Here is a 13,424-nt window from a genome sequence, read left to right on the forward strand (position 1 = left end):
GCGGAAGGTCAGGCGGATATTCTCTTCCCGGCCGTCGCCGGCCAGCGTATTTTCCACGGTGAGATTAACCTGCGGAGAATAATCTGAAAGCACTGCATCAAAGTTGTTTTTATTTATATTTACCTTCTCTCTCTCCGAGAGCGGCGCGTGCTCCTGCCCGTTACTGAAGTCGCCGGTTACCAGCAGTTTGAGCGGTAATTCCGTTTTTTTGCTTGCCCCGCCCGTATGCAGGTCAAGTTTAAGGTTGATGCGTGCCTTGGGCACCTCAGACTGGAAGCTGTCAGACATATGAATTATCCCTGTGTTATATCTGTGCGTGTTTTTTACGCTAACGCGTAGAGATGTCACATTAGATCATTAAACCAGCATAAACCATATATTCAGATCAAAATCTTGGTACAAGAAAATTCTTAGGTCATTTATTCTGGATAAATAAAAAAGATAAAGATCCTGGCTACCTAGATTTAACAGCTACCCATGGACTAAAAACTAACCACTTGCATCGTGGATGCAGTATTTTTCAGTGATTAATGATGAATTAAGCAGATATTGACTTTAATCAATTATTGATTATTTAAAGAAATTGACAGAAACTAGTGAAATCAAGTCTGGCGAGTGAGACTTAATGACGAAAATCTTAATAATGAGGTTAGCGATTTATTTTAACTTCCCCTCCCCTCCCTGGCAGGGAATTAGAATAATTGATTTAATAAAAGGAAAACCATTATCCATTCACTTCAATTATGATTATAGTCCTGAAAGTTGATTCACTTCTTTATTCACCGTCGTCATTTTATTCACCCCGCCACCACCAGCCTCGGCAGCATCACCTGGTTATGCACCGCGCCCGCGCCGTCGCCGATGCGCTGCAGCACTTTTTCCGCCACCTGCTGGCCTATCTCCCGCGCCGGAGTAATGGCCCAGGTCACCGGGGCATCCAGCAGGTCGCTCTCCGGTACGTCGGCAAAGGCCGCCAGCGCCATGCGCTTCTCGTAGTAATTCCCGGCGCCGCCGTCGCCGCACTCCCAGCCGGAGCGCATCAGCTCAAGCCAGGCGCCCATCGCCACCGCGCTGTTGTAGCAGACCACCGCCGTGATGGTCTGGTGCTGGCGAAGCAGCGCTGACAGCGCTTCGGCGGCCTGCCGGTGGCCGGTTTCGCACTCCACGACCCATTCGCTGTGAAACGGCAGGCCGTACTTCAGCAGCGTGGCGCAGTAGCCGCCGACGCGCTCCGCCCGCGCCAGGGAGGCGCTGCGTCCGCCGAGCCAGGCGATGCGCTGGTGCCCCTGGCGGATCAGGTGTTCGGTGACCGCCTGCGCGGCGCGGGTGTTGTCCGGGCGGATCAGGTCGACATCCTCCAGATAGCTGGCGCGGGAGGCGAATACCAGCGGCATGCCGGCCTCTTCGGCCTTCTGCCTGAGCGCGATCGCGCGATCGACCGCCCCGGCGATCGCCACGCCGTCAACGCCCTGGGCCATCAGAGTGTCGAAGCGCTCGGGCATGAATTCCCCCTGCCTGCCGCCCTGGGTAAGAAAGACCATTTTTCCCTGCGCCTCCAGCGCGGCGATGGTCCCGGCGGCCAGCTCGGCGTAAAACGGCGCGCTAAGGTCGGCGACGATGAGCCCGATAACGCCGGTCTGGCCGCCGCGCAGGGAGGCGGCCTGGCGGTTGCGCACGAAGCCGAGCTGCTCGATCGCCTGATTGACGCGCTCGCCGGTCGCGCTGGAGATGCGCCCTTTACCGCTCAGCACCAGCGAGACGGTAGAGACTGAGACGCCCGCCGCGTGGGCTACATCGTTAATGGTGATTTTTTTGACGCCCGCCATGGATCCTGACCTGCTCCTTGCCTGGGGATAAAACGTTTTATCAATAGTGAATATTTATAAACGTTATTATCGCTAAGTTATGTGATTTTAATCGCACTAAAATTAGGTAAAACGTTTTATCTTCCTGCCCCATTGATGATTTAAATAGTTAAGGAGTCGCTCAATGACGGCGAAAGCAGCACCAAAAATTACACTGTGGGAGTTTTTCCAGCAGCTGGGTAAAACCTTTATGCTGCCGGTGGCCCTGCTCTCTTTCTGCGGCATCATGCTGGGGATCGGCAGCTCCCTGAGCAGCCACGACGTCACCACGCTGCTACCGTGGCTGGACGTGCCCTTCCTGCAGGCCATCTTCGTGTGGATGGGAAAAGTCGGCTCCTTCGCCTTCAGCTTCCTGCCGGTCATGTTCTGTATCGCCATCCCGCTGGGGCTGGCGCGTGAAAACAAGGGCGTGGCGGCGTTTGCCGGTTTTGTCGGCTTTGCGGTGATGAACCTGGCAGTCAACTTCTGGCTGACCGCAAAAGGCATTCTGCCGACTACCGATCCGGCGGTGCTGAAGGCCAACAATATTCAGTTCGTGCTCGGGATCCAGTCCATTGATACCGGCATTCTCGGCGCCGTGATCTGCGGCATCATCGTCTGGCTGCTGCATGAGCGCTTTCACAATATCCGCCTGCCGGATGCCCTGGCTTTCTTCGGCGGCACCCGCTTTGTACCGATTATCTCGACCGTGGTGCTCGGTCTGGTGGGGCTGGTTATTCCGCTGGTGTGGCCGTTCTTTGCTAAAGGTATCAACGGGCTTGGCTACGCGATCAACAGCGCCGGCGATTTTGGCCCGATGCTGTTCGGCACCGGCGAGCGTCTGCTGCTGCCCTTCGGCCTGCACCATATCCTGGTGGCGCTGATCCGCTTTACCGAAGCGGGCGGCACGCTTAACGTCTGCGGCCACGAGGTCAGCGGCGCGCTGACTATCTTCCAGGCGCAGCTGAGCTGCCCGACCAGCCACGGTTTTGCCGAAAGCGCAACCCGCTTCCTGTCGCAGGGCAAAATGCCCGCCTTCCTCGGCGGCCTGCCCGGCGCGGCGCTGGCGATGTACCACTGCGCCCGTCCCGAAAACCGGCATAAAATTAAAGGCCTGCTGATTTCCGGCGTCATCGCCTGCGTGGTGGGCGGGACTACCGAGCCGCTGGAGTTCCTGTTCCTGTTCGTAGCGCCGGTGCTGTACGTGATCCACGCCCTGCTGACCGGGCTGGGCTTTACCCTGATGGCGGTGCTGGGCGTGACCATCGGCAATACCGACGGCAACATCATCGATTTTGTGGTGTTCGGCATTCTGCACGGCCTGGCCACCAAGTGGTATCTGGTGCCGGTTGTCGCCGCCGTCTGGTTTGTGGCCTACTACGCCATTTTCCGCTTCGCCATCACCCGCTTTAATCTCAAAACGCCGGGCCGCGATGCCGAAAGCACCGCCAGCGTCGAGAGCGCCGTGGCCGGTACCGTCGGCAAATCGGGCTACAATACTCCGGCGATTCTGGCCGCGCTGGGCGGGGCGGAAAATATCACCAGCCTCGATAACTGCATCACCCGCCTGCGCCTGTCGGTGGCGGACATGAGTAAAGTGGACCCGGCGGCGCTGAAGGCCAACCGCGCCATTGGCGTGGTGCAGCTCAACCAGCACAATCTGCAGGTGGTCATCGGCCCGCAGGTGCAGTCGGTGAAGGATGAACTCTCCTCCCTGATGAATACCATCCAGGCCTAGCGGCCAGCGGGCTCCAAACGCGGGGCCCGCTGATTTTATGGACAGAAGATATGACTGATTTTTCGCAAGTGATTGACCGCCGCGGCACCTGGTGCACGCAGTGGGACTACGTAGCGGACCGCTTCGGCAGCGCCGATCTGCTGCCGTTCACCATTTCCGATATGGATTTTACTACTGCCCCCTGCGTGATTGACGCCCTGAGCCAGCGCCTGCAGCACGGCGTGTTCGGCTACAGCCGCTGGAAAAACGACGAGTTCCTCGCGGCGGTGGCGGGCTGGTATCAGCGCCGCTTCGGCAGCGCTATCGATCCGCAGAGCATTGTCTACGGTCCGTCTGTCATCTATATGGTGGCAGAAATGATCCGCCAGTGGTCCGCCGTCGGCGACGGCATCGTGGTCCACACGCCCGCCTACGACGCCTTTTTTAAAACCATCGAGGGCAATCAGCGCCGGGTGGCCCCGGTACCGCTGACGCAGAACGCGGGTGGCTGGGACTGCGACATGGCCGCACTGGAGGCCGCTCTGGCGGATCCGCGCAATAAAATCCTGCTGCTGTGCAGTCCGCACAATCCCACCGGCAAGGTCTGGTGCCGGGACGAGCTGGAGGCAATGGCCGCGCTGTGCGAAAAACACGGCGTGAAGGTCATCAGCGACGAGATCCATATGGACATGACCTGGGGCGATAGCCGCCACCTGCCGTGGTGCGAGGTGGCCCGCACGCCGTGGGCGCTGTTTACCTCTGGCTCCAAGAGTTTCAATATTCCCGCCCTCACCGGCGCCTACGGCCTGATTGCCGATGCCGCAGACCGCGAGCAGTACCTGCAGGCGCTGAAGAACCGCGACGGTCTCTCGTCGCCGTCGGTACCGGCGCTGGTGGCGCACATCGCCGCTTACCGCGATGGCGAAGCGTGGCTGGACGCCCTGCGCGGCTATCTGCAGGCGAACATGCGCTATATCGCCGACGCCATTAACGCTGCCTTTCCCGAACTGGGCTGGCAGCCCCCGGAGGCAACCTACCTGGCGTGGATCGACCTGCGGACGCTGAACATTGACGACCGGCTATTGCAAAAGGTGCTGATCGAGCAGCAGAAAGTGGCCATTATGCCGGGCTATACCTACGGCGAGGAGGGCAACGGCTTCGTGCGCCTCAACGCCGGCTGCCCGCGCGGCAAGCTCGAAAAGGGCGTTCAGGCCCTGATTAACGCCCTTCACGCCCTGCGCTGATTTAACACCCTCTCTTCGCGGCCTGGACATCAGGCCGCGCGCTGCGTAAACGCAGTCTCTCTGAATCACCTTTTCCCGGTCTCAGCGCTGGCATTACCCTGGCGCGACCATTACTATAGCCTGCGCTTTGTAAAGCGCATTTCAGGGAAGAGCGCAGGCAAGGTAGGGATGCAGCTTTTTTAATCAGGAATAACCTTTTGGTCATTTTATGAAAAAACTTTTTCTTTTCTCATTGGTAAACGTGCTGATTTCAGCGCTGATTGCCATACGGTATTTCACCACGCCGGGCAGTCTGTTTAATATCACCACCCACAGCTTCTCCTTTTTTGCGGTGCTGGGGAATTTCTTCCTGCTTTATCTGCTGCTGTTCCTGATTTGCTCGCCGCTCCTCTTACTGAATAAGTACGTGCGCCGCCCCATCGTGGCGCTGCTGTTTACCTTCGCCCAGATAGCGCTCTACGTTGATACCATCGTCTTCGAGCAGTATCGCTTCCACATTAATCAGTCGATGCTGACGCTGGTGCTCTCCGGCCAGGTAGTGGACTTTTCGCTGGCCACCTACGCCCTGGTGGCGCTGATCTTTATCGCCGCCTTTGCGATTGAATTGCTGATCCTGCTGCGCATAGAGCGGCGCTACGCGGGGGATAAAGGGCGTAAAATCGTTAAATGGGCCAGCATCTTTGCGGTGGTGGCGCTGCTTATCAGCAATATCACCTATATGATTGGCTTCTGGTATTCCTATTCGCCGATCATGACGGTGCAGGAAAAACTGCCGCTCTACTACCCGCTGACCTCGAAGAAGATCATGGGCTTCTTTGATAAAGAGGGCGGCAAAAATCGTCATCCGGTGGTTGACGAAAGCGCCCGCCATCTCAACTATCCGCTGCATCCGCTGATCATCAATCCGCTGACTCACAAGCCGAAAAACATCATGTTTATTCTGATTGATGCCTGGCGCTTTGATACCTTCTCGCAGGCGGTCTCGCCAAACATGGTCAGACTCGCCGCCGAGAATAACGGCGTAGTTTTCGATAACCACTACTCCACCGGCAACGCCACCCGCACCGGCATCTTTGGCCTGTTCTACGGCGTGCCCGGCACCTACTGGGAAGCCTTCCTGCATAACAATGTTCCGTCGCTGTTCGTAACCACGCTGCAGAAGCAGGATTATCAGCTGGGTATTTTCACCTCGGCCAAAGTCACCTTCCCGGAGTTTGACCGCACGGTATTCGCCACCGTGAAAAATCTGCGCATCAACAGTGCGGGGACGACCACGCCGGAGCGCGACGCTAACGTCAACAAGGACTGGAGCGCGTGGTATCAGGCGCGGGATAAGAGCCGCCCGACCTTCTCCTTCCTGTTCTACGATTCAGCCCACGCCTATGAGTTTCCGAAGGACGGCGAGAAGTTTTCTCCGGTCAACGACCTGAACTACATGACGCTGAAAAACGACACCGATCCGCAACCGCTGTTTAACCGCTATAAAAACAGCGTCTACTATATCGATTCGCTGGTGGACAAAGTGTTTGCGCAGCTGAAGGCCGACGGCACGCTGAACGATACGCTGATCATTTTGACCGGCGACCACGCGCAGGAGATGAACGATAACCACATGGGCTTCTGGGGCCACAACGGCAACTTTACCGATGCCCAGACCAAAGTGCCGTTTATCGTCATTAACCCCGACGACCGCGCGGCGGTGGCGCAAAACAGCCACAAGCTCACCAGCCATGAAGACGTGGTGCCGATGCTGATGAAGCACTACCTCGGGGTTGAAAACCCGGTCAGCGATTACTCTACCGGGTATGATATGGCCTCCGATATGCCGGCGCGTCCGTGGCTGCTGATGTCCAGCTACAGCATGTGGGCGCTGCGCACGCCGGACAGCATCTATCAGGTGAACGGCATTGGCATCAGCCACTATATGAATGCCCATAACCAGGAAATCGACGGCCAGCCAAACTTCAAATACGTGTATGACGCGATGGATCAGATGCGTCATTTTAATAAACGCTAATGTTGGGGCGCCGTAAGGCGCCCTTTTCATTGCGGCGGACGCCTGATGGCCGTTTGCGCAAATAGCTTTTTAACCCGCTTTGTTTTTATAATGGTTCGCACTTGATCTAAAAATGAGTGCGACCATGATTACTAAAGACCTGCCCCTGACCGACATTCACCGCCACCTCGACGGCAATATCCGCGCGCAAACTATTCTCGACCTTGGCCGCCAGCATAATATTACTCTGCCCGCCGCCACGCTGGACGCGCTGATCCCCCACGTGCAGGTGACCAGTAATGAGCCGGACCTGGTGAGCTTTCTCAGCAAGCTCGACTGGGGCGTAAAGGTGCTGGCCGACCTCGACGCCTGCCGCCGCATCGCTTACGAAAATATTGAGGACGCGGCGCGCTGCGGCCTGCACTATGTGGAGCTGCGTTTTTCGCCGGGCTATATGGCCATGAATCACCGCCTGCCGGCGGCGGGCGTGGTGGAAGCAACGATCGCCGGCGTGCGCGAGGGCTGCCGCGACTTTCCGGTGCAGGCGAAACTTATCGGCATTATGAGCCGCACCTTCGGCGAGACCGCCTGCGAGCAGGAGCTGAACGCCCTGCTGGCCCACCGGGACAGCATTGCCGCCCTCGATCTGGCCGGCGATGAGCTGGGCTTCCCCGGCGGGCTGTTCGTCAGCCACTTTACCCGCGCTCGCGATGCCGGCTGGCACATCACCGTTCACGCCGGCGAAGCCGCCGGGGCGCAGAGCATCTGGCAGGCCATTCGCGAGCTGGGCGCCGAGCGTATCGGACACGGCGTGAAGGCGGTGGAAGATCCCGCCCTGATGGACTATCTGGCGGAGAACGGCATCGGCATCGAATCCTGTCTGACCTCGAATATCCAGACCAGCACCGTGCCGTCGCTGGCGCAGCACCCGCTGAAAACCTTCCTTGAGCGCGGCGTACGGGCGAGCCTGAACACCGACGATCCCGCCGTGCAGGGCATTGATATTATTCATGAGTATGAGGTAGCCGCGCCCGCCGCCGGGCTGAGCCAGGCGCAGATCCGCCAGGCGCAGATCAACGGTCTGGAGATCGCCTTTTTGTCGGCGCAGGAGAAAAAGGCGCTGGCAGAGAAGGTGCGCAGCGCCTGAGTGCGTTAAGCGCCGCCCCGGGGCGGCGCTGTATCAGGCGAGGCTCAGGGTCGCGCGGTGCTTCGCGGACTCAATGCCCATCTCGATAAGCTCCATCACTACGATAGCCTGGCTGACCGGCACCGGGTTTTCGCCGTTGCCGTTCAGGGCATCGCGGATGCCGGCATAGTAGGCCGGATAGTTGCCCGGCACCGTCAGCCAGCTCTCTTCGGTGCGCTCGTCGCCCGCCACCCGCGTCAGCACGCCGTCGCGCATGTCGTAACCCCAGTCCTCCTGCGGCAGCCGCTCGCCGTTTTTCAGCCGCTCTTCCTGCGGATCGACGCCGTATTTTATGTAGCTTGCCCGGGAACCGTGCACGATGTAGCGCGCAGTTTCCGCCGCGGCCAGCACCGTGCTGTGCAAAATCACCCGCCGCTGGGGATAGGCCAGCACCGCGTGGAAGTAGTCGGTAGACTGGGCGCCGGGGCGCAGCTGAGCAAGATCCACCGCCATGCTGACCGGCAGGCCAAACAGGGTAATGGCCTGGTCAAGCAGATGCGGTCCCAGATCGTACCAGATGCCGCTGCCCGGCCCGCCCTGTTCGCGCCAGCGGTTGCGCACCTCCGGCCGGTAGCGGTCGAAGTGTGATTCGAAATAAGAGACTTCGCCGAGGGTGCCGTCATTGATCAGCGATTTCACGGTCAGGAAGTCGCTGTCCCAGCGTCGGTTATGGAACACCGACAGCAGGCGGCCGCAGCGGCGGGCCAGCGCTTCAAGCTCGCGAGCCTGTGACAACGTCACGGTAAAAGGTTTATCGACCACCACGTGTTTACCCGCCTCCAGCGCCGCTTTTGCCAGCGGATAGTGCGTATCGTTAGGCGTAGGTATAACGATCAGATCGAGCGAGGGATCGCTGAACAGCTGCTGCGGGTCGGCCACTACCGATACCGTCGGCCAGTCGGCCCTGACCTTCGCCTCATCGCTACTGGAGATGGCCGCCAGCGTCATGCCGGACGTGCCGCCGATAAGCGGCGCGTGGAAAGTTTTACTGGCGTAACCGTAGCCTATCAGGCCAACCCGAATTGTGTCGCTCATTTGCCGTCCTCTTATATGCACTGTCACTGGTACTCACCCCGGTAAGGGTATCATCTGAAATCAGGCCTGTCTGGTGCTCTACTCTGAGACCACGGCCTTCAGGGCGCGAAAAAAGTCTATTTCGCCCTGGAGACCGCGCAATCTTCCTGGTAATATTTTAAGCTTGTTAAATTTAGCGATGAAAGTGTTATGACCTTAATATTTAATCGCATTGTTGAGCTGATTGGCTGGGTGGTTTTGGGTGTTTCTCTGATGCTTCTGGTTGTGGCGCATCATATTGATGACTACCAAACGCCGGAGCCTGATGCCAAAGTGCAGACAGGTAAAAGCGCATAAATAGCGGTCGCCTCCGGGCGGCCACTATTACTCCCCCCGGCGCGGCTGACGCATTTATCGATGATAATCACATTACGCCCGTCGCCCTACAAAATAATCGCGAGCGGCGCTAAAATCCGTTTGCCAGCCGCCGTTAACGGCGCTACTCTTCCTGCCCGCGGGCCGTCGACGCCTGTATCTGAGTCAAAAAACAGCGTGTTTTAGCTTAAGGGTAACGAACATTATGCGCGTTGCCTTTTTTGGTATATTTGACTTCTTGAATCTCACTTCGGTTTCACAACATAAACGGCGATGCAGCGCGTTGTTGTCATAACCTGATTTTATCTAATAAATACAACACAATAGACGAGATAGCAATAATATGACCGTGCAGGAATACTTATTAAAATTCCGAAAAGTAAGCTCCCTCGAAAGCCTTGAAAAACTGTTCGATCACCTTAATTATTCCCTCAGCGATACGCGGGAAATCATCAGTATGTATCGCGCCGCCGATCATCGCCGCGCTGAGCTGGTTTCCGGCGGACGTCTGTACGACATCGGCCAGGTGCCAAAAACCGTTTGGCATTACGTGCAGTAGCGCTGTTTTCTCAGCGGGCAGTTGCTTATACTGCCCCTGTTTTTATACCTGTTCCGACCTGGAGAAGTCATGTCTACTGAACCCGCAGAACGTATTGGCGGCTGGCTCCTTGCGCCGCTGGCCTGGCTGATTGTTGCGGCCATCAGCGCCTCGCTTGCGGTGCTGCTATATGCAGGGGTCATTATCTCTCCGGGCGCGCTGGGCAGGCTGGGTGCGCTAAGCAGTACGGGCAAGGGCCTGTGGCTGCTGTCCCTGCTGGTGGCGGCAGGAATGTGGTACTATACGCTGTGGCTGACGGTGGCCTTCTTTAAGCGCCGCCGACTGGTGCCAAAGCACTATATTTTATGGCTGCTGATTTCGGTGCTGCTGGCGGTCAAGACCTTCGCCTTTTCGCCTGTACCGGATTCGCTGGCCCTGCGACAGCTGGTTTTTCCGCTGATCGCCGCCTCGCTGCTGGTGCCCTATTTTAAGCGTTCGGCGCGGGTACAGCGCACTTTCGTTAATCCGTAATAATTCGTGGTCGCCTGTTAAGGTTTTCCCATTACCGGCGACTTTAATCGTTTCAGGCTACTCGTTGTAACATGACTGATTACCTACTCCTTTTTGTCGGCACGGTGCTGGTGAACAACTTCGTCCTGGTGAAGTTTCTCGGCCTGTGCCCGTTTATGGGCGTTTCCAAAAAGCTGGAAACCGCGATGGGCATGGGACTGGCCACCACTTTTGTGATGACGCTTGCCTCTATCTGCGCCTGGCTGATTGACACCTGGATCCTGATCCCGCTGAACCTCGTCTATCTGCGCACCCTCGCCTTTATTCTGGTGATTGCCGTCGTGGTGCAGTTCACCGAGATGGTGGTACGCAAGACCAGCCCGGCGCTCTATCGCCTGCTGGGCATCTTCCTGCCGCTTATCACCACCAACTGCGCGGTGCTCGGCGTGGCGCTGCTGAATATTAACCTCGGCCACAATTTCCTGCAGTCGGCGCTGTACGGCTTTTCTGCCGCCGTCGGCTTCTCGCTGGTCATGGTGCTGTTCGCCGCCATCCGCGAGCGGCTGGTGGTCGCCGATGTGCCCGCCCCGTTTCGCGGTAACGCCATTTCGCTGGTCACGGCTGGCCTGATGGCCCTCGCCTTTATGGGCTTTAGCGGTCTGGTGAAGCTGTAATGACGTTAGTATGGATTGCCATTGCGGCGCTCAGTATCCTCGGCCTGATCTTCGGCGGCATTCTCGGTTACGCCTCGCGCCGCTTCGCGGTAGAGGATGACCCGATCGTGGAGAAGATCGACGAAATCCTGCCCCAAAGCCAGTGCGGCCAGTGCGGCTATCCCGGCTGCCGCCCCTATGCGGAAGCGGTCGGCGCTAACGGCGAAAAGATTAACCGCTGCGCCCCCGGCGGCGAAGCGGTGATGCTCAAAATCGCTACGCTGCTCAACGTTGAGCCGCAGCCGATTGATGGCGACGAGGCGGCGGCGGAGCCGGTCCGCATGCTGGCGGTCATTGACGAAGCCAACTGCATCGGCTGCACCAAGTGTATTCAGGCCTGCCCGGTAGACGCCATTGTCGGCGCGACCCGCGCCATGCACACCGTGGTGGCTGACCTCTGTACCGGCTGTAATTTATGCGTGGCCCCCTGCCCGACCCAGTGCATTGAACTGCGTCCGGTCGCCGAGACGCCCGATAGCTGGAAGTGGGATCTGCAAACCATTCCGGTCCGTAATATTCCCGTGGAACAACATGCTTAAGTTATTTTCTGCGTTCCGAAAGGACAAAATCTGGGATTTTGACGGCGGTATTCACCCGCCGGAAATGAAAACCCAGTCAAACGGTACGCCGCTGCGCCAGGTTCCGCTGGCGCAGCGCTACGTCATGCCGCTTAAACAGCACATCGGCAGCGAGGGCGAACTTTGCGTCGCCCCCGGCGACCGCGTGCTGCGCGGTCAGCCGCTGACCCGCGGCTGGGGAAGAATGCTGCCCGTTCACGCCCCGACCTCCGGCACCGTATCCGCCATTGCGCCACACCCTACCGCGCATCCGTCCGGCCTGTCGGAGATGAGCATTATTCTTGAGGCCGACGGCGAAGACCGCTGGTTTGCGCGCGACGGCTGGAGCGACTGGCAGCAGCGCAGCCCCGAGGCGCTGATTGAGCGCATTCACCAGTTCGGCGTCGCCGGGCTGGGCGGCGCAGGCTTCCCCACCGGCGCTAAGCTGCGCGGCGGCGGCGACAAGATCCGCACGCTTATCATCAACGCCGCCGAGTGCGAACCCTACATCACCGCCGACGATAGGCTGATGCAGGACTGCGCCGCGCAGATTATCGACGGCGTGCGCATTCTCGCCCATATTCTGCAGCCCGATGAGGTGCTGATCGGCATTGAGGACAACAAGCCGCAGGCTATCTCGATGATGCGCGCCGTGCTGGCGGACGTTCGCGGCATCAGCCTGCGGGTGGTACCGACAAAATACCCCTCCGGCGGCGCTAAGCAGCTGACGCAAATACTGACCGGCAAGCAGGTTCCCCACGGCGGACGCTCGTCGGATATCGGCGTACTGATGCAGAACGTCGGCACCGCCTACGCGGTGAAGCGCGCGGTTATCGACGGCGAGCCGCTGACCGAGCGCGTGGTCACCCTGACCGGCGAATCCGTGGCGCAGCCCGGTAACGTCTGGGCGCGTCTCGGGACGCCGGTGCGCCACCTGCTGGACAACGCCGGCTTTAACGCCAGCGCCGAACAGATGGTGATCATGGGCGGTCCGCTGATGGGCTTCACCCTGCCGTGGCTCGACGTACCGGTGGTCAAGATAACCAACTGCCTGCTGGCTCCGTCCCTGAGCGAGATGGGCAAAGAGCAGGAGGAGCAGGGCTGCATCCGCTGCAGCGCCTGCGCCGACGCCTGCCCGGCGGATCTGCTGCCGCAGCAGCTTTACTGGTTCAGTAAAGGCCAGCAGCACGACAAGGCCACGGCACACAATCTTTCCGACTGCATTGAGTGCGGCGCCTGCGCGTGGGTCTGCCCGAGCAACATTCCGCTGGTGCAGTACTTCCGCCAGGAGAAGGCCGAGATCGCCGCCATTCGCGAGGAGGCGCGCCGCGCCGCCGAGGCGAAGGCGCGCTTTGAAGCCCGCCAGCAGCGTCTGGAACGTGAGAAAGCCGCCCGCCTTGAGCGCCACAAGCAGGCGGCCGTTCAGCCCGCCGCCGAAGATAAAGAGGCCATCAGCGCCGCCCTCGCCCGGGTGCGCGATAAGCAGCAGCCCGCCGGGCCGGTAGTAGTCCAGGCCGGCGCCGAGCCGGACAACAGCGCGGTTATCGTCGCCCGCGAAGCCCGGAAGGCGCAGGCCAGAGCGGCGCAGGCTGAAAAACAGCGCGCCGCCGTTCAGCCGGACGCGTCTGAATCCGCCGATCCGCGTAAAGCGGCGGTAGAAGCCGCTATCGCCCGCGCTAAGGCCCGCAAGGCAGAGCAGCAGCCCACCGCTGAGCCCGCACCGCAGGCCG

The 13,424-nt window shown here is 59.2% G+C and carries 13 protein-coding genes; 10 read left to right on the forward strand and 3 right to left on the reverse strand.

What is annotated here, in order from left to right; all coding sequences use genetic code 11:
- A partial coding sequence (locus tag ENGE1_RS25450) for a type VI secretion system contractile sheath small subunit (protein ID WP_162268909.1) occupies nucleotides 1-288 on the reverse strand: 288 nt, incomplete at its 3' end.
- A 509-nt stretch (nucleotides 289-797) separates the two neighbouring features.
- On the reverse strand, nucleotides 798-1,826 hold the full coding sequence (gene malI / locus ENGE1_RS25455) for a Mal regulon transcriptional regulator MalI (RefSeq protein WP_048254733.1): 1,029 nt from the start codon (nucleotides 1,824-1,826) through the stop codon (nucleotides 798-800).
- 163 nt (nucleotides 1,827-1,989) lie between these two features.
- On the opposite strand from malI, the gene malX reads away from it, so the two are divergent.
- The 4 genes from malX (at nucleotide 1,990) to add (ending at nucleotide 7,948) form a co-directional block, all read left to right on the forward strand.
- Nucleotides 1,990-3,582: a maltose/glucose-specific PTS transporter subunit IIBC gene (gene malX, locus ENGE1_RS25460; protein WP_048254732.1), complete on the forward strand. Its 1,593-nt coding sequence runs from the start codon at nucleotides 1,990-1,992 to the stop codon at nucleotides 3,580-3,582.
- Between the two features lie 50 nt (nucleotides 3,583-3,632).
- Nucleotides 3,633-4,805 (forward strand): MalY/PatB family protein, encoded by a 1,173-nt coding sequence (locus ENGE1_RS25465; protein ID WP_048254730.1) that lies wholly within the window; start codon nucleotides 3,633-3,635, stop codon nucleotides 4,803-4,805.
- Nucleotides 4,806-5,013: 208 nt separating this feature from the next.
- Nucleotides 5,014-6,822, forward strand: coding sequence for a sulfatase-like hydrolase/transferase (locus ENGE1_RS25470; protein WP_048254729.1), 1,809 nt, complete (start codon nucleotides 5,014-5,016; stop codon nucleotides 6,820-6,822).
- A gap of 124 nt (nucleotides 6,823-6,946) precedes the next feature.
- Nucleotides 6,947-7,948: an adenosine deaminase gene (gene add / locus ENGE1_RS25475; RefSeq protein ID WP_048254727.1), complete on the forward strand. Its 1,002-nt coding sequence runs from the start codon at nucleotides 6,947-6,949 to the stop codon at nucleotides 7,946-7,948.
- Nucleotides 7,949-7,981: 33 nt separating this feature from the next.
- On the opposite strand, the gene ENGE1_RS25480 is transcribed toward add, so the two are convergent.
- The gene (locus ENGE1_RS25480; protein ID WP_043083711.1) at nucleotides 7,982-9,022 is read right to left on the reverse strand and encodes an oxidoreductase; all 1,041 of its coding nucleotides are present in this window, start codon (nucleotides 9,020-9,022) and stop codon (nucleotides 7,982-7,984) included.
- 189 nt (nucleotides 9,023-9,211) lie between these two features.
- Between ENGE1_RS25480 and blr the strand changes: the two genes are divergently transcribed.
- From blr to rsxC, 6 genes are all read left to right on the forward strand, one after another.
- Nucleotides 9,212-9,358, forward strand: coding sequence for a division septum protein Blr (blr, locus tag ENGE1_RS25485; protein ID WP_043083710.1), 147 nt, complete (start codon nucleotides 9,212-9,214; stop codon nucleotides 9,356-9,358).
- 361 nt (nucleotides 9,359-9,719) lie between these two features.
- A complete protein-coding gene (ydgT, locus tag ENGE1_RS27660; RefSeq protein WP_071883387.1) occupies nucleotides 9,720-9,935 on the forward strand; it encodes a transcription modulator YdgT in 216 nt (71 codons plus the stop codon).
- 69 nt (nucleotides 9,936-10,004) lie between these two features.
- Nucleotides 10,005-10,445 (forward strand): DUF2569 domain-containing protein, encoded by a 441-nt coding sequence (locus tag ENGE1_RS25495; RefSeq protein WP_043083706.1) that lies wholly within the window; start codon nucleotides 10,005-10,007, stop codon nucleotides 10,443-10,445.
- Between the two features lie 71 nt (nucleotides 10,446-10,516).
- Nucleotides 10,517-11,098, forward strand: coding sequence for an electron transport complex subunit RsxA (gene rsxA / locus ENGE1_RS25500; protein ID WP_043083705.1), 582 nt, complete (start codon nucleotides 10,517-10,519; stop codon nucleotides 11,096-11,098).
- Nucleotides 11,098-11,676: an electron transport complex subunit RsxB gene (gene rsxB / locus ENGE1_RS25505; RefSeq protein ID WP_043083704.1), complete on the forward strand. Its 579-nt coding sequence runs from the start codon at nucleotides 11,098-11,100 to the stop codon at nucleotides 11,674-11,676. Before rsxA ends, rsxB begins: the two co-directional genes overlap by 1 nt.
- On the forward strand, nucleotides 11,669-13,424 hold a 1,756-nt coding region (gene rsxC / locus ENGE1_RS25510), incomplete at its 3' end, for an electron transport complex subunit RsxC (protein WP_064360871.1). The genes rsxB and rsxC, both read left to right, overlap by 8 nt.

Source organism: Pluralibacter gergoviae ATCC 33028 = NBRC 105706 (assembly GCF_001598855.1).
GTDB classification, from domain to species: domain Bacteria; phylum Pseudomonadota; class Gammaproteobacteria; order Enterobacterales; family Enterobacteriaceae; genus Pluralibacter; species Pluralibacter gergoviae.